The organism is Acidovorax delafieldii, from assembly GCF_007993815.1.
Classification (GTDB): Bacteria; Pseudomonadota; Gammaproteobacteria; order Burkholderiales; family Burkholderiaceae_C; genus Acidovorax; species Acidovorax delafieldii.
This window is the reverse complement of sequence record NZ_VJWE01000012.1, coordinates 544,178-570,477: the sequence shown is the minus strand read 5'-3', so window position 1 is coordinate 570,477 and position 26,300 is coordinate 544,178. Positions and strand designations below refer to the sequence as shown.

22 protein-coding genes and 2 riboswitches are annotated in these 26,300 nt (G+C 65.5%); of the genes, 6 read left to right on the top strand and 16 right to left on the bottom strand.

All coding sequences use genetic code 11. The features are described 5' to 3' along the window. Nucleotides 1–14: 14 nt before the first annotated feature. The 4 genes from ATF69_RS23405 (at nt 15) to ATF69_RS11910 (ending at nt 5,163) form a co-directional block, all read left to right on the top strand. Nucleotides 15–3,005: an EAL domain-containing protein gene (locus tag ATF69_RS23405; RefSeq protein WP_146871074.1), complete on the top strand. Its 2,991-nt coding sequence runs from the start codon at nt 15–17 to the stop codon at nt 3,003–3,005. Between the two features lie 203 nt (nt 3,006–3,208). Further along, complete coding sequence (locus ATF69_RS11920; protein WP_056067657.1) at nt 3,209–3,700, top strand: hypothetical protein; 492 nt, start codon at nt 3,209–3,211, stop codon at nt 3,698–3,700. A 122-nt stretch (nt 3,701–3,822) separates the two neighbouring features. Continuing rightward, entirely contained in the window at nt 3,823–4,602 is a 780-nt protein-coding gene (locus tag ATF69_RS11915; RefSeq protein ID WP_146871073.1) for a 2OG-Fe dioxygenase family protein, read from the top strand. A 123-nt stretch (nt 4,603–4,725) separates the two neighbouring features. Beyond that, complete coding sequence (locus ATF69_RS11910) at nt 4,726–5,163, top strand: universal stress protein (RefSeq protein WP_099730067.1); 438 nt, start codon at nt 4,726–4,728, stop codon at nt 5,161–5,163. Between the two features lie 68 nt (nt 5,164–5,231). On the opposite strand, the gene ATF69_RS11905 is transcribed toward ATF69_RS11910, so the two are convergent. The 4 genes from ATF69_RS11905 to ATF69_RS11890 form a co-directional block, all read right to left on the bottom strand. Continuing rightward, nucleotides 5,232–6,215 (bottom strand): tripartite tricarboxylate transporter substrate binding protein, encoded by a 984-nt coding sequence (locus ATF69_RS11905; protein WP_146871072.1) that lies wholly within the window; start codon nt 6,213–6,215, stop codon nt 5,232–5,234. Nucleotides 6,216–6,403: 188 nt separating this feature from the next. Continuing rightward, nucleotides 6,404–7,588 carry a beta-ketothiolase BktB gene (gene bktB, locus ATF69_RS11900; RefSeq protein ID WP_146871071.1) on the bottom strand — a complete coding sequence of 395 codons (1,185 nt, stop codon included), beginning with the start codon at nt 7,586–7,588 and terminating at the stop codon, nt 6,404–6,406. A 91-nt stretch (nt 7,589–7,679) separates the two neighbouring features. Continuing rightward, nucleotides 7,680–8,441 (bottom strand): SDR family NAD(P)-dependent oxidoreductase, encoded by a 762-nt coding sequence (locus tag ATF69_RS11895; RefSeq protein ID WP_146871070.1) that lies wholly within the window; start codon nt 8,439–8,441, stop codon nt 7,680–7,682. A gap of 39 nt (nt 8,442–8,480) precedes the next feature. Next, nucleotides 8,481–8,996, bottom strand: coding sequence for a MarR family winged helix-turn-helix transcriptional regulator (locus tag ATF69_RS11890; protein WP_099730068.1), 516 nt, complete (start codon nt 8,994–8,996; stop codon nt 8,481–8,483). Nucleotides 8,997–9,071: 75 nt separating this feature from the next. On the opposite strand from ATF69_RS11890, the gene ATF69_RS11885 reads away from it, so the two are divergent. Continuing rightward, entirely contained in the window at nt 9,072–9,977 is a 906-nt protein-coding gene (locus tag ATF69_RS11885) for an EamA family transporter (protein WP_056067670.1), read from the top strand. Between the two features lie 72 nt (nt 9,978–10,049). On the opposite strand, the gene ATF69_RS11880 is transcribed toward ATF69_RS11885, so the two are convergent. Both ATF69_RS11880 and ATF69_RS11875 read right to left on the bottom strand, forming a co-directional pair. Then, entirely contained in the window at nt 10,050–10,712 is a 663-nt protein-coding gene (locus ATF69_RS11880; protein WP_146871069.1) for an RluA family pseudouridine synthase, read from the bottom strand. After that, a complete protein-coding gene (locus tag ATF69_RS11875; RefSeq protein WP_146871068.1) occupies nt 10,699–12,900 on the bottom strand; it encodes a PAS domain-containing hybrid sensor histidine kinase/response regulator in 2,202 nt (733 codons plus the stop codon). Before ATF69_RS11875 ends, ATF69_RS11880 begins: the two co-directional genes overlap by 14 nt. A gap of 249 nt (nt 12,901–13,149) precedes the next feature. Between ATF69_RS11875 and ATF69_RS11870 the strand changes: the two genes are divergently transcribed. Further along, nucleotides 13,150–13,806 (top strand): NAD(P)H-dependent oxidoreductase, encoded by a 657-nt coding sequence (locus tag ATF69_RS11870; RefSeq protein WP_146871067.1) that lies wholly within the window; start codon nt 13,150–13,152, stop codon nt 13,804–13,806. A gap of 63 nt (nt 13,807–13,869) precedes the next feature. Here the strand turns inward: ATF69_RS11870 and ATF69_RS11865 are convergent, their stop codons facing one another. From ATF69_RS11865 to ATF69_RS11820, 10 genes are all read right to left on the bottom strand, one after another. Continuing rightward, nucleotides 13,870–15,240, bottom strand: coding sequence for an MFS transporter (locus ATF69_RS11865; protein ID WP_280179004.1), 1,371 nt, complete (start codon nt 15,238–15,240; stop codon nt 13,870–13,872). Beyond that, nucleotides 15,230–16,510, bottom strand: a complete 1,281-nt coding sequence (locus ATF69_RS11860) for an acyltransferase family protein (protein ID WP_146871066.1) — start codon at nt 16,508–16,510, stop codon at nt 15,230–15,232. Before ATF69_RS11860 ends, ATF69_RS11865 begins: the two co-directional genes overlap by 11 nt. 78 nt (nt 16,511–16,588) lie before the next feature. Then, nucleotides 16,589–17,632, bottom strand: coding sequence for a MerR family transcriptional regulator (locus ATF69_RS11855; RefSeq protein WP_146871065.1), 1,044 nt, complete (start codon nt 17,630–17,632; stop codon nt 16,589–16,591). A gap of 4 nt (nt 17,633–17,636) precedes the next feature. Further along, nucleotides 17,637–18,044, bottom strand: a complete 408-nt coding sequence (locus tag ATF69_RS11850) for an FKBP-type peptidyl-prolyl cis-trans isomerase (RefSeq protein WP_108499303.1) — start codon at nt 18,042–18,044, stop codon at nt 17,637–17,639. Between the two features lie 169 nt (nt 18,045–18,213). Then, the gene (gcvP, locus tag ATF69_RS11845; protein ID WP_146871064.1) at nt 18,214–21,102 is read right to left on the bottom strand and encodes an aminomethyl-transferring glycine dehydrogenase; all 2,889 of its coding nucleotides are present in this window, start codon (nt 21,100–21,102) and stop codon (nt 18,214–18,216) included. A gap of 114 nt (nt 21,103–21,216) precedes the next feature. Next, a complete protein-coding gene (gene gcvH / locus ATF69_RS11840; RefSeq protein ID WP_056067689.1) occupies nt 21,217–21,591 on the bottom strand; it encodes a glycine cleavage system protein GcvH in 375 nt (124 codons plus the stop codon). A gap of 87 nt (nt 21,592–21,678) precedes the next feature. Beyond that, nucleotides 21,679–22,821 (bottom strand): glycine cleavage system aminomethyltransferase GcvT, encoded by a 1,143-nt coding sequence (gcvT, locus tag ATF69_RS11835; protein WP_108498204.1) that lies wholly within the window; start codon nt 22,819–22,821, stop codon nt 21,679–21,681. A 49-nt stretch (nt 22,822–22,870) separates the two neighbouring features. Then, nucleotides 22,871–22,999: riboswitch (glycine riboswitch) on the bottom strand. A gap of 13 nt (nt 23,000–23,012) precedes the next feature. Continuing rightward, nucleotides 23,013–23,118: riboswitch (glycine riboswitch) on the bottom strand. 5 nt (nt 23,119–23,123) lie between these two features. Continuing rightward, nucleotides 23,124–24,401, bottom strand: coding sequence for a TRAP transporter large permease (locus ATF69_RS11830; RefSeq protein ID WP_146871063.1), 1,278 nt, complete (start codon nt 24,399–24,401; stop codon nt 23,124–23,126). Further along, nucleotides 24,398–24,892: a TRAP transporter small permease gene (locus ATF69_RS11825; protein WP_056067696.1), complete on the bottom strand. Its 495-nt coding sequence runs from the start codon at nt 24,890–24,892 to the stop codon at nt 24,398–24,400. The genes ATF69_RS11830 and ATF69_RS11825 overlap by 4 nt, the downstream gene beginning before the upstream one ends. Nucleotides 24,893–25,017: 125 nt before the next feature. Then, nucleotides 25,018–25,989 carry a TRAP transporter substrate-binding protein gene (locus ATF69_RS11820; RefSeq protein ID WP_056067699.1) on the bottom strand — a complete coding sequence of 324 codons (972 nt, stop codon included), beginning with the start codon at nt 25,987–25,989 and terminating at the stop codon, nt 25,018–25,020. Nucleotides 25,990–26,300 lie beyond the last annotated feature (311 nt).

Sequence of the window (26,300 nt, the reverse complement as noted above, 5' to 3'; positions counted from 1 at the left end):
AAGCATTCGTTAACATGGTTTCTCCATCACCTGTGGGGTCCGGTGTGAAACCTGGCGTGAACTGGCTGGTGCGGCGCTGGGCCGCGTGGCTCAAAGGCATTGTGTGGGCGGCCGTATTGACGGCCAGCGCCAGCATTGCTGCGGCGCCCCGCGAGCTGCGCGTGGGGGTGTACTCGAACGAACCCAAGGTGTTTGCGGATGCCGACGGCAAGGCCGCAGGCATTTTTGTGGATCTGCTGCAATTGGTGGCTGCGCGCGAGCAGTGGACCATCAAATATGTGCCCTGCAGCTGGCAGGACTGCCTGGATGCGCTGCGCGAGGGCCGGCTCGACCTGATGCCCGATGTGGCTCGCTCGCCCGAGCGCGAGATCCTGTACGACTTTCACCGCCTGCCAGTGCTGCACAGCTGGTCGCAGATCTACCGCACATCAGGCGCGCCCATCTACTCGTTGTTTGACCTGCAGGGCAAGCGGGTCGCGGTGCTCAAGGGCTCCGTGCAGCGGTCCACATTCCTGAACATGGTGGACAGCTTTGGCATCCAGGTGACTTTGGTGGATGCGCCCAGCCTGATAGATGCGTTTGCCATGGTGCAGCGGGGCGAGGCCGATGCGGTCATCTCCAACCATCTGTTCGGCAATTTCCATTCGGCCCGATATGGCGTGGTGGACACGGGCATTGTGTTCCAGCCCGCTACGCTGTTCTTTGCGACCGGCCCCGGTCGCAATGCAGATGTGTTGGCGGCCATTGACCGATCCGTCGAGAACTGGCGCAGTGGCGCCGACCCGGCCTATGCCCAGGTGATGCGCCACTGGGGCGGGCAAGACCCTGGCGTGCAGATTTCCCCCTGGGTGTGGCGGGGGCTTGCGGGCTTGGTGGCGTTCAGCTTGCTGGCTGCGTTGATGGTTGCGATCTTGCGTCGCCAGGTCCAAGAGCGTACGCGCCACTTGCGGGACAGCGAGCAAAAGCTCGCCACCATTTTGGACAGTGTTGGCGCGTTCATTTACATCAAGGGCAAGGACTACCGCTACCAGTACGCCAACCACCACACGCTGCATTACTTTGGCAGGCCGGCGCACGAGGTATTGGGCCATGACGATGCGGCGTTTTTCGATGCAGCCACGGCGCAACGGCTGAGGGCCAACGACCGTCGGGTGCTGGAGGACGGTGAGACGCTGGAGGCGGAGGAGGTGAACACGCCCGCCGCCACGGGCGAGACACGCGCGTTTTTGTCGATCAAGATTCCGCTGCGCCACGCGGATGGCAGCATTTATGCGCTGTGTGGCATCTCGACCGACATCACCGAGCGCAGCAAGGCCGAAGAATCGCTGCAGATTGCTGCAACGGTGTTTGAGTCGTTCGAGGGCATGATCGTGACAGGGCCCGACCAGAGGATCCTCAAAGCCAACCAGGCCTACGCGCGGCTGACCGGCTACACGGTGGACGAGCTGGTGGGCCAGACGCCGCGCCTGCTGCACTCGGGCCGCCAGGACGCGTCTTTTTATGCGGCCATGAAGAACACCTTGCACTCCAGCGGCATGTGGCAGGGCGAGGTGTGGAACCGGCGCAAGGACGGCACCGAATATCCGGCCTGGATCACCATCACCACTGTGCGCTCGCCACGCGGCGAGATCACCCATTACGTGGGTACGCAGACGGACATCTCCAGCCGCAAGGCTGCCGAAGAAGAAATCCGCCTGCTGGCCTTCTACGACTCGCTCACGGGTCTGCCCAACCGTCGGTTGATGAATGACCGCCTGCAACACAGCCTGGCCGCCAGCGCACGCTCAGGCGCGAGCGGTGCGTTGCTGTTTGTGGATCTGGACAACTTCAAGGACCTGAACGACACCCAGGGCCACGAGCTGGGCGACCAGCTGTTGCGCCAGGTCGCCGCACGCCTGGGGGGCTGCGTGCGCATGGGCGACACCGTCGCGCGTTTGGGTGGAGACGAATTTGTGGTGCTGCTGGAGGGGCTCAGCCCGCAGGCGCATGAAGCGGCCGCCCAGGCCGAAACAGTGGGGCGCACGGTGCTGCAGGCTCTCAGTCAGAGCTACCAGCTCGACGGCCATTCGCACCACAGTTCTTGCAGCATAGGCATTGCGCTGTATGCCGATGCACGTGGCTCGGTGGACGAATTGCTCAAGCACGGCGACATGGCCATGTACCAAGCCAAGGGCGCAGGCCGCAACACCTTGCGGTTCTTTGACCCGCGCACCCAGGCCAATGTGACCGCGCGCACGCTGCTGGAGGCGGGCTTGCGCGACGGCCTGCGCGAAGGGCAATTCTTGCTGCATTACCAGGCGCAGATCCACCAGCAGCGCGGCATTGTGGGCGCCGAGGCCCTGGTGCGCTGGCAGCACCCGCAGCGCGGGCTGGTGTCGCCCGCCGAGTTCATCCCAGTGGCAGAAGCCTCGGGCCTCATCGTGCCGCTGGGCGTGTGGATTCTGCGCACGGCCTGCCTGCAACTGGTGGAGTGGGCCCGCGACCCGCAGACTGCCCACTGGACCTTGGCCGTGAACGTGAGCGCACGGCAGTTCCGCCACAGCCACTTTGTGGACGAAGTGCTGGGCGTGCTGGAAGAAACCGGCGCCAACCCGCACCGGCTGAAGCTGGAGTTGACCGAGACCCTGCTGCTGGACGATGTGGAGGACACCATCCAGCGCATGGACACCCTGCGTGCGTCGGGCCTGGGCTTCTCGCTGGACGACTTTGGCACGGGTTATTCGAGCCTGAGCTACCTCAAGCGCTTGCCACTGGACCAGCTCAAGATCGACCAAAGCTTTGTGCGCGACCTGCTCACCGACGCCAATGACGCCAGCATTGCCCGCACCATCGTGACCCTTGCCCAGAGCCTGGACCTGGGGGTGATTGCCGAGGGGGTCGAAACCCAGGAGCAACGCGACATGCTGGCCGGGCTGGGCTGCCACACCTGGCAGGGCTACCTGTTCGGGCGCCCCGGGCCGGCGGAGGCACTGCTGCAGGCGGCTGCCAGTGCAACGGCGTCGTGATGCCGGTGGACGTATATCGGGCTTGGGCGCCGACAGCCAAGGCCTTGCGGTACCTCACTCGCGCCAACAACTGTCGCCATTGGCTGACATTTTGTAGCGTCTGAAAGGTGTAAGGTACAGGAAGCCTTGTGACTCACACAGGGCCGCCCTCCCTGTGCACACACTGTTTGCGTGCACGGTGTGGCAGTCAGCAGGAGCTTTCCATGAAAAACACCATGTTTCCCACGATCCGTCTTCTTGTTTCGGGTGCGGCTGCGGCCGCGCTCCTCGGCCTGGCGGGCGGCGCGCATGCGCAGGCCTACGTCAATGCCACCGTGGGGGGCGAACTGGCACCCGGCGTGTATGGCCGCATCAACATTGGCAATGCACCGCCACCGCCGCTGATTTACGCAGAGCCCGTCATCATCCAGCGCCCTGCTGTGGTGGTGCCGCGTGCGCCCATTTACCTGTATGTGCCGCCCGGCCATGCCAAGAACTGGGGCAAACACTGCGCTCGCTACAACGCCTGCAGCCAGCCGGTGTACTTTGTGCAGGAGCCGCCCCCACGCCGTGGCAACCCGTACCAGGGTCCGCGCGGGCGCGATGACCATCGCTGGGATGACGACCGTGGACGCGGCGGCAAACACGACCGTGACCATGACCGCGGGCATGGCAAGGGTGAAGGCCGTGGCAAGGGCCATGGCAACCGGGACTGAGCGGCTTGCGACCACGGGGGCTGGCCGGTTGCGTGGATCCGGATGCGGCCCCCACACTGCACCCACCCTGTTTGCGCCATCGCAGAACCTGTGGTGGCGGCTGCGGTTAAGCTCGGGCCTCTATGGCCCAAGTCTCCTTTTCTCCCCCTTTCACTACACCGGCTGACGTCGCCAGCCAGCTGCAAAGCAGCGGCTTTGCCGTGCTCAGCCCTGAGGCCGTTGCCGAATGGGTAGGCGCTGACCTGTCGGCGCTGCTGGCCCTCAACAGCGACTGGGCAGCCTTGCCGCCCGATGAATTCCTGAAGGACGGTGGCCGCTACCGCCGCCGTCGCCACGCCTGCTTTGTGCTGCAGGAGGGCCGGATGGAGCAGGTGCCGCACCGTGCCCACTGGCAGCCCGTGGAGTACAACGCGCTGCACGGCGGCATGGAGCGCTGGTTTGCCCCCATGGAGCCCGCCACCGTGGCGCAGCCCGTGTGGCAGCAATTGCTGGCCGCGCTGGCGGGCGTGTCGGACGCCGTGTTTGCCGGGCCGCAGGCACCGGTGCCCTGGTTTGTAGAGGCGCACCAGTTCCGCATCGACACCACCGACGGCATCGGCCGCCCCACACCCGAAGGTGCCCACCGCGACGGGGTGGATCTGGTTGCGGTTTTTTTGGTGGGGCGCGAGGGCGTCAAGGGTGGTGAGACGCGGGTGTTCGAGGCCAACGGCCCAGCCGGGCAGCGCTTTACGCTGACCCAGCCGTGGTCTCTGCTGCTGCTCGACGACGCGCGCATGATCCACGAGTCCACGCCCATCCAGCCGCTCACGGACGGAGGCTACCGCGACACCCTGGTGGTGACCTGCCGCCGTGGAAACTTCCAGGGCGCGGACGTGGTGGGGCTGGCGCCGTCCGGGGCCTGAACACTGCGGCAGAAGTGCATCCGATTTGATGCGAATCAAGATGCGGGGTATGGTGGCGGTTCACACTGTCGCCCATGGTCAGGCCACAAGCCTGGTCCCACCCCTCATTCAAGGAGTAGCACCATGTTCAAACACATTCTGGTTCCTGTCGACGGTTCCAAGACCTCGATGCTGGCCGTGTCCAAGGCCGCAGGCCTGGCCAAGACCTTTGGCAGCGCCGTCACGGCGGTGTATGTGATCGACCCGTATCCTTTCACCGGCGTGGGCGCCGACTTTGCTTACGGCCAGGCGCAATACATCAGCGCCGCCACAGCCGAGGCCAATGCCGCGCTGGACGCCACCAAGAAGGCCATGGCCGATGCGGGTGTGCAGGTCACCACCGTGGTGGGCGAGGGGCATGCGGTGCACGACGGCATCCTGCGCGCGCTGGAGAGCACAGGCGCCGACCTCATCGTGATGGGCTCGCATGGCCGCCGTGGCCTGGAAAAGCTGGTGCTGGGCAGCGTTACGCAGCGTGTGCTGGGTGTGGTGCACATCCCCGTGTTGGTGGTGCGGGACTGATTGTTTTTGCCCCATGCAAAACGGCTCCTTTCGGAGCCGTTTTTTATTGCAGCAAGCGCCTCAGGGGGTCACTCAATCTTTGCGCCGGAGGCTTCCACAATGCCCTTCCACTTGGCGTAGTCGGTCTTGAGCAGGGTGTTGAACTGAGCGGTCGACATGGCCTCGGGCTCGGCGCCCTGGGCGTGGATGGCGGCCTTCATTTCCGGGGTGGCCAGCAGTTTGTTGATTTCTGCGTTGACGACGTTCACCACGGTGGCCGGCGTACCTGCGGGCGCAAACACGCCGTACCAGGTGCTCACATCAAAGTCCTTGAAGCCCGACTCGGACACGGTGGGTACTTCGGGCATGGACGAGCTGCGCTTGGCCGATGTCACGGCCAGCGGGCGCAGCTTGCCCGACTTGATCTGGGCCATGGCCGATGGCACCGAGGACATGAGCAGGTCCACGTTGCCCGACAGCGCGTCCATCAGCGCAGGGTTGGAGCCCTTGTACGGGATGTGGCTGAGCTTGATACCCGCAGCCTTTTCGAACAGGTCGCCTGCCAGATGGATCGAGGTGCCGTTGCCGGGCGACCCGTAGGTGATGGTGCCGGGCGCTGCCTTGGCAGCAGCCACCACGTCGGCCAGCGTCTTGAACTTGGAGTTCGCGCTGGTGGCAATGACCACAGGCGTGTAGGCCACATGGGCCACGGCGGTCAGGTCCTTGGTGGGGTCCCAGGGCAGGTTTTTGTACAGCCAGGGGCCGATCACCAGGTTGTCTTTCTGGCCCATGACCAGGTCATAGCCCGTGGGCGCAGCCTTGACGGCCTCGCCAATGCCGATGGTGCCGCCTGCGCCGGCGCGGTTGTCGGCCACCACGGTCCACTTGGCGCTTTCGGTGAGCTTGGTGGCCACCAGGCGCGACAGGATGTCGGTGCCGCCGCCGGGCGGGAAGGGCACGATCAGGCGGATGGGCTTGGCGGGGTATGCCGCAGCGGGCGCAGGCGCCTGGGCGTGGGCCGTGGTGCCCAGCGCGAAGGCGAGGGCGGTGAAGGAAAGCAGGGTGCGCATCATGGTGAGAGGTGTCTCCATCGGTTCAGTGGTGTGCGGGCCGCCGCCAGGCCGCTGGGTGCGGCTGCGGTTGCCCGGCTGATCTGGGGCAGCGGGCGCCAATGATCGCTGATCGACTGTGGCGCTCGCGTTGCCAATAGCAGGTGGCAGCATCGCAGGTGGCGATGGCAGTGTGCGCACCCGCGTGCAGGTCAGAGGCGCTCAAAAATCGCCGCAATGCCCTGGCCGCCGCCAATGCACATCGTCACCAGCGCATAGCGGCCCTGAATGCGTTGCAGCTCATGGATGGCCTTGACGGTGATGAGCGCACCGGTGGCGCCGATGGGGTGGCCCAGCGAGATGCCCGAGCCGTTGGGATTGACCTTGCCCGGGTCCAGGCCCAGGTCCTTGGTCACTGCACAGGCCTGGGCGGCAAAAGCCTCGTTGGCTTCGATCACATCCAGATCGGCCACGGTGAGCCCGGCCTTCTTCAGCGCCAGCTGCGTGGCGGGCACGGGGCCGATGCCCATGTACTTGGGGTCCACGCCCGCGTGGGCGTAGGCCACCAGGCGGGCCAGGGGCTTGGCGCCGCGGGCCTTGGCGGCACCGGCTTCCATCAGCACCACGGCGGCGGCGGCATCGTTGATGCCGGAGGCGTTGCCAGCCGTCACCGTGCCGTTTTCCTTGATGAAAACGGGCTTGAGCTTGGCCAGGTCGTCCATCGTGGCGCCGGGGCGGAAGTGCTCGTCGGTGGCGTACAACACGTCGCCCTTCTTGCTCTTCAAGGTGACGGGCACGATCTGGTCCTTGAACACACCGGCCTGCGTGGCGCGCTCGGCGCGGTTGTGGCTCTCGACTGCCAGCTTGTCCTGGTCTTCGCGGCTGATGCCCCACTTGGCGGCGATGTTTTCGGCCGTCACACCCATGTGGATGTTGTGGAAGGGGTCGTGCAGCGCGCCGATCATCATGTCCACCATCTTGGTGTCGCCCATGCGGGCGCCCCAGCGCATGTTCAGGCTGGCAAAGGGCACGCGGCTCATGTTCTCGGCACCGGCGCCGATGGCCACGTCGGTGTCCCCCAGCAGGATGGACTGGCTGGCATTGACGATGGCCTGCAGGCCCGAGCCACACAGGCGGTTGACGTTGTAGGCGGGCGTGCCTTCGCCGCAGCCGCCGTGGATGGCTGCCACGCGCGACAGGTACATGTCCTTGGGCTCGGTGTTGACCACGTGGCCGAACACCACGTGGCCCACGTCCTTGCCTTCCACGTTGGCGCGGGCAAGCGATTCGCGCACGACGAGTGCACCCAGTTCGGTGGGGGGCACGTCCTTGAGGCTGCCACCAAAGGTGCCAATGGCGGTGCGCACTGCGCTGACGACGACGACTTCACGGGTCATGGGGAGGTCCTTTCAGAGAAATTCAGGTCAAAACGGCTGCAAGCGCTAGTGAATCATGCGGTTGCAGCTATCAAAGTAGGAGTAAATGGGCTCACGCCTCGCGCACGTCGGCCACCGGGTTGGTGCCGAAGTCTGCGCGCTCCAGCCAGGCGAGCACGCGGGTGGCGGCGTCGGCAGGCGATGTGAGCTGGCCACCCGTCTTGAGGTTGGCGAAATTCTGGCGGTCCGGGAAGGCGGCCGGGTCGGCGCCGCGCAGCTGGACCTGCATGTCGGTGTCGATCACACCGGGAGCCAGTGAGCATACCTTGGCCCCATGGGGCTTGATGGCCTCGTCCAGCGCCACGCACCGGGTGAAATGGTCCATGCCCGCCTTGGCGGCGCAGTACGCGGCCTGCGAGGCCATGGCCCGGCGGCCGAGGCCCGAGGAGATGTTGAGCACCTTGCGTGGCATCGTCCAGGTGTCCGTCGCGCCCAGGAAGGCAGCGGTGAGCTGCATGGGCGCCTCCAGCCCCACGCGCAGGGCGGTGGCCAGGTCTTCCGCGTCGCTGGCCGACAGCGGGGCGATGCGCGGGATCATGCCCGCGTTGTTGATGAGGGTGGCGCTGGCAAACGCCTGCGGGCCTTGGGCCTGCAGCCAGGCTTGCAGCTTGTGGGCCGCCTGCTCGCCCTGCGACAGGTCTTGCTGCCACTGTTCGATGGCGACGCCTGCGGCCCGGGCCTCGGCGGTCAGGTCATCGTTGGCACTGCGGGCGATGCAGATCAGGGTATTGCCGCTGCGCAAGAGCTGCTGAGCCATGGCCAGGCCCATGCCGCGCGATGCGCCGGTAAGGATGTAGAGGTGGTTTTGAGGCATCCCGCCATGTTACTGCGCAGTACACAGGGCCGGGTGTCTTCACTGGCCTCTGCGTGACTCCAAAGCGGACAGCAGCATGGCCAGCCGTGCATCCAGCTCGGCCAGATCGGCCGCCTTGAGGTCGGAAAGGATGCGGTGTTCGTTGGCCACATGGGCTTCCACGGCGCGGTCGATCAGCTCCAGCCCCTGGGGCGTGAGCTGCACCAGCGAGCTGCGGGCATCGGCCGGGTTGGGCAGGCGCTCAATCCAGCCCTGGGCTTCGAGCTTGGCCATGCGGTGCGTCATGGTGCCCGATGTGACCATGAGCGTGGAGAACAGCGTGGTCGGCGCCAGGCAGTAGGGCGCGCCACTGCGGCGCAGCGTGGCCAGCATGTCGAACTCCCAGCGGCTCAGGCCGAATTCGGCAAAGGTTTCATCCAGCCGCCGCTCCAGCAGCGCGGCGCAGCGCTTGATGCGCCCGATGGGGCCCATGGGGCTCGCGTCCAGGTCGGGGCGCTCTCGCTTCCACTGGGCCAGGATGGCGTCGACGGCGTCGGGTTGGCGTGGGGTGGCCATGGGCTTGTGGTGGTTGATTTGTCTTGAATTCGAGATTGTATGGTAGAGTTTTTGTCTTGATTTGAAGATAAATATATGGCTGCTTCACGTGCTTCTGCAAGTTCCTCAACCTGGCTGGATGCGCTCACCACAGCGCTCGGACCGGTCATCTGGGGCTCGACCTACATCGTCACCACCGAGCTGCTGCCGCCCGACCGGCCCTTCACCGCCGCACTGCTGCGCACCTTGCCCGCGGGCTTGCTGCTGGTGCTGTGGTGCCGCCGCTGGCCGGCCTGGGGCGACTGGGTGGGGTGGCGGCGCCTCATGGTGCTGGCGGCGCTGAACATTGGCGTGTTCCAGGCGCTGCTGTTTGTGGCGGCCTACCGGTTGCCCGGTGGCGTGGCTGCGGTGGTGGGCGCCGTGGGCCCGCTGGTGGTGATGGGCCTGACCTGGGCGCTGGACCACCGGCGCCCGCCCGCACTGGCGCTGGCGGCCGGGGCGCTGGGTGTGCTGGGCATGGCGGCGCTGCTGCTGTCACCCGGTGCGCGCTGGGACATGGTGGGCGTGGCTGCCGCGCTGGTGGGCACGCTGTGCATGGCAGCGGGCACGTTCTGGTCGCGGCGCTGGCGGTCTGACTTGCCGGTGCTGGCGTTTACCGGCTGGCAGCTGTTGGCGGGCGGCGTGATGCTGGCGCCGGTGGCCTGGGCGGTGGACCCGCCTTTGCCCGCACTCACCGCCACCCACATCGCGGGTTATCTGTACCTCAGCCTGGCGGGCGCGCTGGTGGCCTATGCGCTGTGGTTCCGTGGCATTGCGCGCCTGCCGTCGGTGGCGGTGTCGTCGCTGGGGCTGCTGAGCCCAGTGACGGCGGTACTGCTGGGCTGGGCGCTGCTGGGGCAGGCCATGACGGGGGTATCGCTGGTGGGCATGCTGGTGGTGCTGGCGAGCATCCTGGCCGTGCAGTGGGCCATGTCGCGCGCCGTGCCGCCGGGCGGGCGCTGATCAGTAACTCCTGTTTGCTATTGAATGGATAGCGATTGGTGCATGTTCCACTAGCGCTGTCGGGCCATTTGGCTAGAAATCGGCCGCCCACTCCAGCGCTACCTGCTCCCCGGTGGTGGGGTGCGCAAAGGCCAGGTGACTGGCATGCAGCAGCAGGCGCGGGGCTTGTGCCTGCGTGGCGGCATCGGCATACAGTCCGTCGCCCAGGATGGCGTGGCCGATGGCGGCCAGGTGCACGCGCAACTGGTGGGTGCGGCCGGTGATCGGCTCCAGCTCGATGCGCGTGGTCTGCGCCGTAGCGTCTTGCGCCAGTGCACGCCAGTGGGTCAGGCTGGGTTTGCCCACGGCGTGGTCGATGACGCGCAGCGGGCGGCGCTCCCAGTCGGCGGCAATGGGCAGGTCGATCTCGCTCCAGTCGCCGCCCGCTGTGCCCAGCAGCCCTTGCACCACCGCCTGGTAGCGCTTGTGCACCTGGCGCTCGGCAAACGCGTGGCCCAGGCGCCGCTGTGCGTCGATGTGGCGCGCCATGAGCACCAGGCCCGAGGTCGCCTGGTCCAGCCGGTGCACGATGAGCGCGCCGGGCCAGCGCTGCTGTGCGCGTGCGCTCAGGCAGTCTTGCTTGTCGGGGCCCCGGCCGGGCACACACAGCAGCCCGGAGGGTTTGCACAGCACCAGCAGGTCGTCGTCTTCGTACAGCGCCTGTACGCCATCTGCCACGGGTTCAGGCAGGGTCATGGCCCACGATCAGCCGCTGCACGGTGGCGCAAAGTTCTTCCACGTCATTGGGTTTGTGGATCAGAGCTTGCGCGCCTTCGGCGAGTGCGGCCTGTTCGATCTCGGCCGTGACGTAACCCGAGGCCAGGGCCACAGGCAGGTCGGGGCGGATGAGGCGGGCCTCGCGCACCAGGTCCACGCCACAGAAGCCGGGCATGTTGTAGTCGGTGACCAGCAGGTCGTAGGCCTGCGGATCAGCCCGCAACGCAGCCGTGGCCTCGTGCGGGTCCGTATAGCCGTTCACCTCGTAGCCCCGGCGGCGCAGCAGGCGCTGCACCAGGAAGACCAGGGCCTGGTCGTCGTCCACGTACATCACATGGTGCTTCTTGCCAGGCGCACCGCCGGGTGGTTCTGCAGGCTCCGGTGAAGACGTTGCGGCGGCCAGTGGCAAGGCCTGCGCGGCGGGGCTGGGCTGCGCACCAGCAGTCGCACCGGTGGCGACCGGAAAGTACAGCGTGAACCGGCTGCCCTGGCCCGGCGCGCTTTGCACATCCACCCCGCCTTCGTGTGTGCGCATCACGCCATGCACCACCGCGAGGCCCAGGCCGGTGCCCTGGCCCACGGGCTTGGTGGTGAAGAAGGGCTCGAAGATGCGCTCCAGCGTGGCAGCGTCCATGCCGGGGCCGGTGTCGCGCACTGTCAGGGCCACGTAGTCGATGGGCGCGAGGCCCAGGCGCTCGGTCAGGCGCTGGTCAGGCTGCACGGTGGCGGCCTCCACATGGATGCTGCCGCGCTCGGTACCAATGGCATGGACGGCGTTGGTGCACAGGTTGAGCAGGGCCTGCTCGACCTGCGTGGCATCGGCCAGCACGGGCGGCAGGCCCGCCTGCAGTTGCATGTGCAGCTCGATGGCCGGAGGCAAGGTCACGCGCAGCAGGCGCTCGGTGTCGTGCACCACCTCGGCCAGCGACACGGCCGAGCGCTGCGGGGGCTCGTTGCGGCTGAAGGTGAGGATCTGGCGCACCAGGTCGCGCGCGCGGCGGCCGGCCTTGTCGATCTCCAGCAGGCTCTCCAGCACGGGCGAGCCTGCTGCGCAGTCGGCCTTGGCCAGCTCCACATTGCCCAGAATGGCGCCCAGGATGTTGTTGAAATCGTGCGCAATGCCGCCCGCCATGGTGCCCACGGCCTGCATCTTGTGGGACTCGCGCAGCTGGGCCTCCAGCTCGTTGCGGTGCGCCTCGGCCTTCTTGCGGCCGGTGAGGTCGCGGGCAAACACGGTGGTGGTTTCGCCGTCGGCATGGCGCTCGAACGACACGCTCACTTCCACGGCCAGCTCCTTGCCGCTGGCGGTGAGGGCCGTCATCTCGCCCAGCAGGGCCTGCGTGGTGAGCTGGGCAAATGCCAGCGCCTGCGCCGCGTCGGGCAAAAAGCGGTCGAGCGTGCTGCCCAGCGCGTCGCTGGCGCTGCATTGGAACAGCGCCGCCGCCGTGGGGTTGAAGACGGTGATGCGCTGGTGCTGGTCCACGCAGATGATGGCGTCCAGCGCGGAGTTGATGACGGCCTCCAGCCGCTTTTCGCTGGCGCGGATCTGCTCATTGCGCTGCTGCAGGGTCTCGGCACTGTGCTGCAAGGCCTGGCGCTCGGCCAGCAGCGGGCCCTGGTCGATCACCGCGCACAAAAACTGCGACAGCGGCGGGCCGCTGGTCTGCGGTGCATCGATGTGGGCAATGTGCAGGTCGCCAGTGATACGCGTGGCATTGCTGATGGTGAACACCACCTCCTTGACTTCGCTGTGCCCCAGGTCCTGCGCCTGGGCAAAGGCTTCGCGCACGCGCGCGGCATCTTGCGGGCACACAAAGGGCATCAGCGCGGTCAGGGGCCGGTCGCGCTCGGTGGGCTGGAAAGAGCGGTGCGCCATGGAGTTGGCCTGCACCACCATGTCGTGGTCGTCCACCACCATGAGGGCCAGCGGCACGCTGGCAAACAGGGTTTCGAAGCGTTCGTACGCGCTCTCGGCCACGGCCTGGCTGTAGCGCAGCACCTTGTTCTGGTTTTCCAGCTCGGCCTGGTAGGCGCGCAGCTCGGCCACCAGGCCCTCCGCCGAAGCGCCGGGTGTGCGGGAGTGGGGGACAGGCGGGCGAGGCATGTGCTCTGCGGCTGCTGGCTGGCGGCCTGCAGGGTCCAGAAAAGACAGGTCGGGTTCACTCATGAAGGGGCGCGGTCAGCCGGGTGCGTGCCCGGGCGCTCGCCCAGGCTTTCTCAAGTGTACGCCTGCCCATCTGGCACCACGCAATGGCGGCTGCACCATCAGAGCGCGGTTGCAAAGCGCTTGTGGGTCGATTGTTGATGAATTGCGAACAATCCGTTTCTTTGGCAGGGCTTACCGAACCACCGTGGGGTGCCTACAGTTCCACCATCGATACATCCCTTGATCCACAACTTCTATCAGGACGCTGCCATGACCACAGACACCACTCTCGCCCAACCCCTGCTGAACAAGCTGCAATGGCGCTACGCCGCCAAGAAGATGAACCCCGCCAAGAAGGTGCCGCAAGAGAAGGTGGAGCGCATTCTTGAAGCCGCCCGCCTGGCGCCCACCTCCAGCGGCCTGCAGCCGTTCGAGATCATCGTGGTGACCGACCCCGCTGTGCGCGCCAAGATCCAGCCCATTGCCTGGAACCAGGCCCAGATCACCGACGGCTCGCACCTGCTGGTGTTTGCGGCCTGGGACAACTACACGGCCGACCGCATCAACATGATGTTCGACCTGACCAATGACCAGCGTGGCTTCAAGAACGAAGGGTGGGAAAACTACCGCCAGATGCTGCTCAGCAGCTACCCCCAGCGCGATGCCGAAGTGAACTTCCAGCACGCAGCCCGCCAGGCCTACATCGGCATGAGCGCAGCCCTGATCGCTGCGGCGTTTGAAGAAGTAGACTCGACGCCCATGGAAGGCTTCGATCCCAACGCGCTGGATGAAATCCTGGGCCTGCGTGCGCGCGGCCTGCGCAGCGTCGCCATCTTGCCGCTGGGCTACCGCGCCGACGAAGGCGACTGGCTGGTGAGCCTGAAGAAGGTGCGCCGTCCCCGCGAGCAGTTCGTGACCGAAGTCTGAGGATCTCCTCCTCAGGCACAAAAAAGCCTGGACAGTGGTCCAGCCTTTTTTGCGTGGGGAGCCTCAGCGTGTGGCGGGCGCTGCATCCGTCACGCGGCGCATGGGTGTGAGCACAAAGGCCAGTGCCGCCAGCACCACCAGCGTTCCGCCGCTGGCCGCGAACAGCTGGGTGAGCGTGATGCTCTTCATCACCCAGCCCGTCACGGCGGCAGAGATCGGCGCAAGGCCCATGAAGATGAACATGAACAGGCTCATCGCGCGGCCCAGCAGGGCGGGGGGTACCCGGTGCTGGATCCATGTGAACACGCTCACCTGCATGAAGCCGCCGAGCAGTCCGATAACCAGCATCAGCGCCGCGCCTTGCCACACGGCGGTGATCAGGCCCAGTGGCATGAACAGCGCGCCAATGATGGCGTCGAACGCCAGAATGGTCATGCCCAGGCTGCCGAACCGCAGCCGGGGCACCATGCCCGACACCACCATGCCCAGCAGCGTGCCCGCACCATGGGCGCCCACGATGATGCCGAAGGCAGCGGCACCGAGCTGCGGGCTGCTGCTGGCCAGCACCGGAATGGCGATATGGATGGGACCCATGATGAACAGGGCAATGGCGCTCCAATACAAAAAGCAGGTGCGCAGCTCGCTGTCACGCCAGAAGTGACCGAGGCCCTGCGCCACCGAAGCGAGCACCGCCTGTGGCGCGGCCGTGGGGGCGGAAAGGTCCGCAAGGCCCGCACGCGTCTGCACCTTGGACAGCGTCCAGGCCGACACGGCGAAGCTCAGCGCATCCAGCGCGAAGGCGATGCCGATGCCAGTGGCGTTGGCGTGTGCTGGCGCATCCGCGGCGGCTTGGGCTGCGCCACCGGCGCCAAACAGTGCAATCAACAGCCCTGCGAGCAAGGGCCCCAGGAACATCGTCAGCTGCCGCAGGCCCAGGCTGATGCCGTTGGCGGCCTGCAGCTGGGGGCGTGCCACCACCGACGGCATCATGGCCGTGCCCGCCGGAATGCTGAAGGCCGTGGCGAGCCCAATGCCCAGCGACAGCGCGTACACCATCCACAACGACAGCGTGCCCGCAAACACCAGCCCCCCCAGCGCGGCCAGCAGCACCAGGTTGACGTATTTGGTGATCATCAGCACCTGCTTGGGCGAATGGCGGTCTACCAGCGCGCCGCCGATCAGGATGAACAAGGCGCGCGGCACGCTGATGAGGGCCAGCACGGTGCCCAGCACCAGCGTGTCGCCGGTCATCTGCAGCACCAGCCAGGGCAGTGCGATCAGCGTGAACTGGTCGCCCAGCATGGACAGGGCAGAGCCGCCAATCATCCAGCGGAAGTTGGGGTCCTGCAGCAGCGCGGCGCGCGGGTCTGCGGGTGGGATTGCAGGGCCTGCGCCGGGTGGGTGGGCGGGACGGGGTGAGGTGTCAGGTCGCATGAACGAGGTCTCCCAAAGAATGACGGGTGTGCGCGCGCCCCGTGAGCAAGCGGCCCACAGCGGTAAAACGCACGCAAAGGTGGTAACTGGCCAGGCACAGGGCGGTCGTGGCTAGCACATTGATCAGCATCTTGGCCAGGGCTGGAGCGGGCAGGCCGTACAGCAGCGCACCCAGGCCGATCGTGAGTGGCAGGTGCACCAGGTACACCCAGTACGAGCTGTCGGCCAGGTAGGCCAGCCAGGCGCGGGGCTGGCCGACATGGCGCAGAAACAGCCCGATCAGCGCAAAGCTCCAGAGCCACGACGCGCTGTTGTAGGCCAGCGCCATCCAGAACTGCAGGTGGCGCGTGGCCGATACGGGCGCGGCCAGCAGATCGGTAAACGCCCCGGTGACCAGCACCAGCACAAAGGCCGATGCTTCGGGCTGAGCCAGCACTTCCGAAAGCAGTGCAGTGACCAGAAAGCCCACCAGCCCCAAGCCGGCCAGCGCAGGCCAGTGCCGTTCGTAGCGCGCCATGAGCGCCTTGCGGTGCACGTGCAGGCACAGGCCAAAGCCGTAGAACAGCCCGTTGTGTATCCATTCCGCCAGCGGTGGCAGGAAGGACCCGCTGGGCGTGACGATGCCGTGGTCGTAGCCCGCGCCAATCCACGCCAGGGGCAGCGTGAGCATCAGCAGGCCCGCAGGTGTGCCGCCGAGCCAGAGGGCACCGCGTTGCAGGGCCTGCTGCAGCCCTGCGGGCAATGCGCGTACCGCCCTCCATGCCACGGGCGTCAGCAGCGCCAGCCACAGCAGCATCCACAAGAACCACAGGTGCATGGTGGCTGGGCCCTGGGGCACGTTGGGGCCTCGGGGCAGCAGGCTGCGGTCTACACCCCAGGTGCCATAGGCCATGCGGTGCAGGAACATCAGCCCGAGCAGCGCACAGGCCACGAACAGCGGCGGCCAGAACAGCGCAAAAGGCAGACCGAGACGGCGCAGGCGGTTGCGCACCATGCCAGCCAGCCCCTGGCGTTGGACCAGCGCCGCTACAAAGAACCCGGCGAGGATGAAAAACAAGGGCATGCGAAAGGCATGGATCACCGCCACCAGCAGGTCTGCCAGGGGGCTGGACCGGTCGTCGTGCCAGGGCAGAGGCGATGGCCGGCTCATGTAGAGCACCGAGACATGCAGCACGATGCCCAGCCACATCATGGTGGCGCGCAGGTTGTCCAGGGCGTGCAACCGCCGGGTGGGGGCGGAGGGGCTGGAAGAGGGTGTCAATCCGTTCATGGGGACCGACTGTGGGGCCTCACGTTGCGTGAGGGTCAAGCACTTTCCAGCGGTTTTTTTGCAGACGGTGTGAGTGTCTCAGCGGCGCGCAGCGACTGTCGCAGCCAGGGCGGGAGAGGGTGTGGCCAGCGCGAGCGCCGCCTGCAGGTAGGCGCGCACGGGCGCGCTCAGCGGCGAGCCCGCCTGCAGCAGCGGCTCGTTGGCCGACGCTGTGAGCAGCTTCTGGCGCAATTGCGCATCGCCGCGGGTCAGCTGGTTGAACAGCGTGTTCCAGCGCAGGGCCGCAGCCGCTGCGTCGGTGTGGTTCGTGGGGATTTGGCGGTCCAGCAACTGTTGCACGTCATGTTCCAGTGCCGCCCATGCGGTGTGCGGCACATGGCCCAGCGTGCGCAGGTCGTCGCGGGTCAGGTACTTCTCCAGCAGCGCCAGCCGCAGCTTGATGGCGGTTTCCACGTATTCGATCATGTCGCCGGGCGGCGCGTGGTTGCGCCCCTGCGCGCTGGGCTCGGTGCGAAACATGTGGCCCCAGCGGTCCAGCAGGTCCAGGTCGCCCCCCATCCAGTGCAGCATCAGCGCCATCCAGCGGTAGGCCAGTGCCTGCACCTCGGGCGCATCAGGCGGTAGCTGGCGGTCCATGGCGCTGCGCACCAGGTCTTTGACAACGAGCCAGTCGGCCTCGATCAGGCTCCAGTTGGTGAAGATCTGCTTGAGTTCGGTGGTGCTGAAGTATTTGCCGTAGGTGGTCATCAGCGCCAGCGCCTCGAGCCAGTTGCCCATGTCGGGCTCAGCACCCGCCATGAGGCCGTCGCGCAGCATGGTCAGGCGCCCGCGCAGTTCTGTGGCCTGCGTGATCTGCTGGTCCAGCGCCCGGATCTGCTGGCCGATGATGCGCTGGGGTGCCACCCCTTCGCCCGCCAGCAGCTCGGCAATGTCGTTGAGCGCCAGGCCCATCTGGCGCATGGTCTGGATGCCATGCAGCCGCTGCACGTCGGCCTGGCTGTACAGGCGGTACCCCGCGTCCGACCGGCCCGAGGGCTTGAGCAGCCCCACCTCGTCATAGTGGTGCAGCGTGCGCACCGTGAGGCCGGTGCGCCGCGCGAGGTCGCCGACCTTCAGCAGCATGGGGTCAGCGGCCCACGGAGATCAGCTCGATCTCGAAATTCAGCGTGGCGTTAGGGGGAATGACGCCACCCGCACCCCGGGCACCGTAGGCAATGCCGGGGGGGCAAGTCAGCTTGGCCTTGCCACCCGGCTTCATGCGCTGCACGCCTTCGGTCCAGCAAGGGATCACGCCATTGAGTGGGAACGAGGTGGGTTCGCCGCGTTTGTAGGAGCTGTCGAACTCCTTGCCGTCGAGGAACGTGCCCTTGTAATGCACCTTGACCGTGTCGGTGGCCTTGGGCGATTCGCCCATGCCGTCTTTGAGCGATTCATAGACCAGGCCGCTGGCCGTGGTGACGGGTTTGGAGGTCTGGGCCATGGCGGCGGGAGCCATCACGGCGGTGGCGAGCAGAAGGCACAAGAGGTTTCGCAAAGGAGGCTCCTAAAAGGGTGAATCACAACGCAGCCCGCGATCTTATGCGTGTTCCTGCACCTGCCTGTACGGGCCCCCAACGAAAAAAGCCCTGGGCGAGCGGGCTCCAGGGCTTGCAAGAGCAATGGCGGTGGCGGCAGACCTTGCCGCCGTGGCCTTCGCTGCAGGGTCAGGCGTAGTCGCTCACCGGGATGCAGCTGCAGCTCAGGTTGCGGTCACCCCACACGTTGTCCACGCGGCCCACTGGCGACCAGTATTTGTTGCTGCGCAGCGCAGCCACGGGGTAGGCAGCTGCCTCGCGGGTGTAGGGGCGGTTCCACTCGCCGCTCAGCAGACTTTCTGCGGTGTGCGGGGCGTTCTTGAGCGGGTTGTTGTCCTGCGGCAGCTTGCCTGCTTCGATCTGGCGGATCTCTTCGCGGATGGCGATCATCGCGTCGATGAAGCGGTCCAGCTCGGACAGCGTCTCGCTCTCGGTAGGCTCCACCATCAGCGTGTTGGGCACCGGGAAGCTCAGCGTGGGCGCGTGGAAGCCGTAGTCAATCAGGCGCTTGGCCACGTCTTCGGCCATCACGCCGCTGGTGTCCTTCAGGCTGCGCAGGTCCAGGATGCACTCGTGTGCCACATGGCCGTTCTCGCTCGCGTACAGCGTGGGGTAGTGGTCCTTGAGGCGCGCGCTGATGTAGTTGGCGCTCAGGATGGCGGTCTCGGTAGCAGCCTGCAGGCCTTCGGCGCCCATCATGCGGATGTACATCCAGCTGATGGGCAGCACGGCTGCGTTGCCCAGCGGCGCGGCGCTGACGGCACCCACGCCACCAGGCACGCCCGCCGTGGCATGGCCCGGCAGGAAGGGCACCAGGTCCTGCACCACGCACACGGGGCCCACGCCGGGGCCGCCACCGCCGTGGGGAATGCAGAAGGTCTTGTGCAGGTTCAGGTGGCTCACGTCACCGCCGAACTCGCCGGGGGCCGCAACGCCCACCAGGGCGTTCATGTTGGCACCGTCCACGTACACGCGGCCGCCGTGGCTGTGCACAAGGGCGCACAGCTCTTTGACGCTGGTCTCGAACACGCCGTGCGTGCTGGGGTAGGTGATCATCACGGCGGCCAGGTTGGCGCTGTGTTGTTCGCACTTGGCTTTCAGGTCCACCAGGTCCACGTTGCCATTGGCATCGCAGGCCGTCACCACCACCTGCATGCCCACCATCTGGGCGCTGGCGGGGTTGGTGCCGTGGGCACTGCTGGGGATCAGGCAGATGTTGCGGTGTCCTTCGCCACGCGATTCGTGGTAGCCCTTGATGGCCAGCAGGCCGGCGTATTCGCCTTGCGAGCCCGCGTTGGGCTGCAGGCTGATGCCTGCGTAACCTGTGGCCTGGCACAGCCAGGCGCGCAGTTGCTCGTCCAGCTCCTTGTAGCCCACCAATTGGTCAGCGGGGGCGAAGGGGTGCACGTTGGCGAACTCGGGCCAGGTGATGGGGATCATCTCGCTGGTGGCGTTGAGCTTCATGGTGCACGAGCCCAGCGGGATCATGCTGCGGTCCAGTGCCAGGTCCTTGTCGGACAGCTGGCGGATGTAGCGCAGCATGCCTGTTTCGGAATGGTGGGTGTTGAAGACGGGGTGTGCGAGGTAGCTGCTGGTGCGGCGCAGCTCGGTGGGGATCAGCGGCTCCACACCTTTTTCAAACGCGTCGAAGGTGGGCAGCGCCTGGCCGTCCTTGGCGAAGATCTTCCAAAGCAACTCGATGTCGGCGCGTGTGGTGGTCTCGTCCAGCGAGATGCACAGGTACTCTTCAAAGTAAATTCGCAGGTTGGCGCCCAGGTTGATTGCCTTGGTTGCTATGGATTGTGTAGCGCCCTGGGTGTGCAGGCTTACGGTGTCGAACGTGGCCTGTGCACGCACAGGCGCACCCAGCTGCTGTAGCCCTTGCGTGAGGATGGCGGTATAGCTGGCCACACGCTGTGCGATGCGCTTGAGTCCTTCGGGGCCGTGGTACACGGCATACATGCTGGCGATCACGGCGGGCAGCACCTGGGCCGTACAGATGTTGGATGTGGCCTTTTCGCGGCGGATGTGCTGTTCGCGGGTTTGCAACGCCAGCCGGTAGGCAGGTTTGCCATGCACGTCCACGCTCACACCCACCAGGCGGCCGGGCAGGCTGCGCTTGTATTCGTCGCGGCAGGCCATGAAGGCAGCGTGGGGGCCACCGGCACCCATGGGCATGCCAAAACGCTGGGTGGTGCCCACCACGATGTCGGCACCTTGTTCGCCGGGCGGGGTGATGAGCGTCAGCGCCAGCAGGTCGGCCGCCACGATGAAGGCGGCCTGCTTGGCATGCGCCTTTTCCACGTCGGCGCGCAGGTCGTCAATGCGGCCGCTGGTGGCGGGGTACTGGGCCAGCACGGCAAAGTAATCGCCATTCAGCAGGGTGTTCCATTCCTCGGCCGAATTGGCCAGGCGCACCTCCAGGCCCAGGGGCTTGGCGCGGGTCTGGATGACTTCAATGGTTTGCGGGTGCGCGTCGCCTGCCACCACAAACACGTTGCTCTTGCTCTTGACCGAGCGCTTCGCCAGCGTCATGGCCTCGGCGGCAGCGGTGGCTTCGTCCAGCATGGATGCGTTGGCAATCGGCATGCCCGTCAGGTCGCACACCATGGTCTGGAAGTTGACCAGGGCCTCCATGCGGCCTTGGGAGATTTCGGCCTGATAGGGCGTGTAGGCGGTGTACCAGGCGGGGTTCTCCAGAATGTTGCGCAGGATGACGCCAGGCGTGTGCGTGCCGTAGTAGCCCTGGCCGATGAAGCTCTTGAGCAGCTGGTTCTTGCCCGCGATGGCCTTGAGTTCTGCCAATGCGGCCGCTTCGGTGAGCGGCGCAGGCAGGTCCATGCCCCGGCTGCGTGCAATGGAGCGCGGCACGATGGATTCGATGAGCGCACGGCGCGAGGCCTCGCCGATCACCGACAGCATGTGCGCTTCGTCGGCCGCGTCGATGCCGATGTGGCGGGGCAGGAATTCGGTGGCGTTTTCAAGCGCGCCAAGGGGGGGGGCGGATTGCATCAGCATGGGGCAGTCTCGTAGGTCGCAGCGGGTTGGGGGCGTTGCCGGGGAGAGCGCTCGCACCCAGCAGGGCGGCGTGCCGGGCATGGCCCGGCGCCATGCCCTCTCAATTGGCAGGGATCAGGCGTTCTTGGCGAACTCGGTGTATGTGGCTTCGTCCAGCAGGGCGTCGAGCTGGCTCGCGTCGGCCAGCTTGACCTTGAAGAACCAGCCAGCGCCCAGCGGGTCGCTGTTGGCCAGCGACGGGTCGGCGCGCAGGGCTTCGTTCACTTCCACCACTTCGCCGGTGACGGGCATGTACACATCGGCGGCGGCCTTCACGGATTCGACGACGCCGGCCACTTCGCCCTGGGCAAAGCTCTTGCCCACTTCGGGCAGGTCCACAAACACCACGTCGCCCAGCGCGTCTTGCGCGTGGACGGTGATACCCACCACCGAGGCGTTGGCATCAGCGGCGTTGATCCACTCGTGGTCTTTGGAGAATTTGATCGTCATGGGAAGCTCCTCAAGCAAAGGAAAAAAGTAAAGGAATCTGCAATGTAAGCGGGTGCGGGCGCAGTCCGGTCGATGCGCCTGGCGAAATCAGCCGCGGTAGTAGTTGGCGGGAACAAACGGCATGGCGCGCACTTCCATGGGCACCACCTTGCCGCGCACGATGGCGTTGACGCGGGTACCAATGGCTGCAAAGGCGGGCGTGACGTACCCCATCGCCACGGGTTCGTTCACGGTGGGCCCCAGCAGGCCGCTGGTGACCTCGCCAATCTTTTGGCCGTCCGTGCTTTGCAGTTCGGTGTGTTCGCGCACCGGCACACGCTCCAGTGCCACCAGGCCCACGCGCTTGGCGGAAAGGCTGGCAGGGTTGTCGATTTGCGCCAGCACCTTGTCGGCGCCCGGGAAGCCGCCCGCACGCGCGCCGCCGGTGCGGCGGACCTTCTGGATCGCCCAGTTCAGTGCGGCCTCGGGTGGCGTGGTGCTGGTGTCGATGTCATTGCCATACAGGCACAAGCCAGCCTCCAGGCGCAACGAGTTGCGAGCGCCCAGGCCGATGGGCTTGACCTCGGGCTGCGCCAGCAGGGCGCGGGCAAGCGTTTCGGCCTGCGCGGCGGGCACCGAGATTTCAAAACCGTCCTCGCCGGTGTAGCCGCTGCGGGTCACAAAGCAGTCGCAGCCAGCAATGTTGAATGCGCCACCGGTCATGAACACCAGCTTCTCCACGCCGGGCGCGAGGCGGGTGAGGGCGACGGCGGCCTGTGGGCCCTGCAGCGCCAGCAGGGCGTGGTCCGGCATGGGCACCACCTTGCAGCGCTGGCCAATGCGGGTTTGGATATGGGCAATGTCGCCGACCTTGCAGGCGCCGTTGACGATGACAAACAGGGTGGGTTCGCCATCCACCACGCCCTGGTTGAAGAACATCAGGTCGTCGATGATGGTCCCCTCATCGGTGAGCAGCAGGCCGTAGCGCTGTTTGCCCACGGGCAGGTCGATTACGTCCACGGGCACCAGGGTTTCAAACGCCGCAGCAGCGTCGGCGCCGACAAGCTTGAGCTGGCCCATGTGCGACACGTCAAACAGGCCGGCTGCGGTGCGGGTGTGCACATGCTCGGCCATCAGGCCTGCGGGGTACTGCACGGGCATGGAATAGCCTGCAAAAGGCACCATGCGGGCACCCAGCTCGATGTGCAGGGCGTTCAGGGGCGTAGTGAGCAGGGGGGCGGTGGCTGACATGGCGGACTCCGGGGCAAATGGGGGCCGCGACCATCAACGTGGTCACGGGATTTGCCCTGCTGTCCGCTTTACCTGAGAGATTCACCGCAGCGCCCTGGCTGGCCGTGCGGTTTGCTCCTTCGGTGGATGGCCTGCACACAGTTTTACTGTGGGGCCATCTCTCTCCAGCAAGGGAACGCCCGCATCGCTGCGGGCGGTTGTCAGTCCTTTTGCCTGAGCGTTCGGCGGGTGCCTGCGCCTTCGGCGGTGCTGCGCGTCCTGAGGACAAGACGGAGCACTCTCTCCTGACCCGTCGATTCTAACTACTTTGCGTAGACCAGATCCCGAAGTGCCAGCGAGATCGATGGCACATAGGTGATGATCATCAGGCACACCAGGATCACTCCGACAAAGGGAAGCAGGTGCTTGATGATCCGGTCCAGAGAGATTCTGGCCACCGTGCAGGCTGCGAACAGATTCACTCCAAAAGGCGGCGTGATCATTCCAAGTGCCAGGTTCACCACCATGATGAGACCGAAGTGCACAGGATCAATACCGAAGTGCATGGCCACAGGCGCCAAGATGGGGGCTAGCACAATGATTGCCGCGCTGGTCTCGATGAACATGCCAATCACGAACAGCGCAGCGTTCACGCCCAGCAGGAAGAGGGCGGGGGACTGCAGCACTGCCTCCAGCCACCTGCCAATCGCGTCTGGCACGCCAGCCCGCGTGATGAGGAACGCAAACAGCCCCGCGTTGGCAATGATGAACATGATCACTGCCGATGAGATGGCCGACTTGCGCAGAATGGCGAACAGGTCCTTGAGCTTGATCTCGCGGTAGATCACGACACCCACAATCAAGGCATAGAACACTGCAACGGCCGATGCCTCGGTGGGGGTGAACACACCGCCATAGATGCCGCCCAGGATGATCACGGGCATCAGCAATGCCCAGCCCGCCTGCAGCGTGGCCTTGCCAAAGGGCATGCGCCCATCACCATCGTTTTTGCCCCAGCCCTTGTATTTGCAATACACCCAGACAAACAGCATCAGCGCGGCGCTGATGAGCAGCCCTGGGCCGAAGCCAGCGATGAAGAGTTCGCCAATCGACACCTCGGCACTCACGCCGTACAGGATCATGGGGATGGAGGGCGGGATGATCACACCCAGCTCTGCGCTGGTGGCTTGCAGCGCTGCCGCATAGCTCGTGGGGTAGCCGTGCTTGATGAGCGCCGGGATCAGGATGGCACCAATCGCAAACGTAGTGGCGACCGACGAGCCCGACACGGCAGCAAAGATCATGCACGTCAGCACGCAGGTCATGGGCAGGCCGCCCTGCACACCGCCGACGATGCTCTTGGCAAACTCCACCAGACGGCGCGAGATGCCGCCAGTTTCCATCAGGTTGCCCGCGAGGATGAAGAAGGGGATGGCTGCCAAAGGAAACTTGTTGATGGCTCCGAACATCTCCTTGACGGAGATGAGCATGTTCGCATTGGAGGCCTGGATGCCCAGGATGGAAGCCAAACCGATGGACACAGCCACTGAGACGGTGAGTGCAAAGCACAGCACCATCGTTGAAATCATGACCAAACTCATTGAGCAGTCTCCAGTTCCATACGCAGGGGATCAATGAGGTTGCCGATGATGCCGACCACACAAAAAAGGCCACCCACAGGCATGGCGAGGTAAGCCCAGAACATGGACACGGATTCCAGCCCGGCCATGCTTTGCACGCCGCCCCGGCGTGCATAGTCCCAGCCGTACCAGATGATGATGCCGATGAGGACCAGGGCTGCCAGTGCGACCACCCAGTCCAGCACCCGTTTGATGCGCGGCGGACTCCAGCGGTACAGCACGTCCACACTCACCATCGCGCCCTGGCGAAACGCGGCCGGAATAGCCAGGAACACCATCCAGATCAGGCTGAAGCGGATGAGCACTTCGGTCCATTCAGCAGGCTGCTCCAGCACAAAGCGGGTCACGATCTGGAACATGCCCAGGGCCGAAGCCAGGGTCAGCATGGCGCAAGCGCCCAGCATGGCGATGAAGGTGGTCCATCGCTCAAAGGTAAGAAAAGCGTTTTTCATGGGGCGGTGCCAACCATGGGTAGGTGGGAGGTGATCAGAACCATCGATCGTTCAAGAATAAAAACGCCCGATAGCGCAATGGCTACGGGCGTTATCAGCTACAAAGGTAATAGCAATGAACAGGATTATTTGACGTCGCGGATCTTGTCGATGGCAGCCTTGCCGAACTGCTTTTCAAACTCGGCGTTGACGGGGGCCAGTGCCGCCACAAACTTGGCCTTGTCCACGTTGTCGATCACGGTCATGCCCTTTGCGCGCAGGTCGGCCACGCCCTTGGCGTCGTCTTCGTCCACGCGTGCACGGTTGGCCTTGGTGCCTTCCTTGGCTGCGTCAATGAACGCCTGCTTGTCGGCCGCCGAGAGCTTGTCGAAAGCTGCCTTGTTCATCACGAAGATGCAGGGCGAATAAACGTGGCCAGTGAGCGTGAGGTGCTTTTGCACCTGATCGAACTTGGCCGAGATGATGACGGACAGCGGGTTCTCCTGGCCGTCCACCGTGCCTTGTTGCAGCGCCGTGAACACTTCAGGGAAGGCCATGGGCGTGGTGATGATGCCGAAGCCCTTATAGGCGGCGATGTGCACGGGGTTTTCCATCGTGCGCATCTTCAGGCCCTTCAGGTCACCGGGCTCTTTCACGTCGCGCTTGCTGTTGGTCATGTGGCGGAAGCCGTTCTCGGCCCATGCCAGCGCCTTGAAACCCTTGGCGTCAAACTTGGACAGCAGGTCCTGGCCGATGGGTCCATCCAGCACCGCGCGTGCATGGGCCTTGTCGCGGAACAGGAAGGGGACATCCAGGATCTTGGTCTCAGGCACAAAGTTGGGCACTGGGCCTGTAGAACTGAACGCCAGCTCTTGTGTCCCCAGCTGCACCGCTTCAATCGACTCTCGCTCGCCACCCAGTGCACCGTTGTAGAAGGTCTGTACCTTGTAACGGCCCCCTGTGCGTTTTTCGACCTCTTTGGCAAACGTGTCGATGGCTACACCCTGGTGGGAGTTCTGGGCCGTCGAGATGCTGATGCGCATAGTGGTCTGCGCAGCAGCGGTGGCCACAAAGCCGAGCGCAAGGCTCAGTCCAACGACGAGTTTGGTCAATTGCATGGTGTCTCCTGTTGATATTGGGGCAGGGGAACGGGGCACTTGGGCTCCTTGCAGAGCCACCCCTGGCCTCAGTCAAATTATGGCGGTGCAGCATGGCTGCAGGCATCCGGGTTTGTGCTGGTAAGCGTGCTTATCAACTGGTCAACCCCGCGTTTGCAGTTGCATTGGCGACACCTCTTTGGAATGGGGCGCCGAGGTTCGTACACAGGACGCATGCCGCCGACGGATGCAAGCGGCTATTCAATTTGGGGAGGCATCTGGAATGCCAAGGGCCCCGTGCTGGCGGTAACCAGCCGGGGCCTTGTCAATTT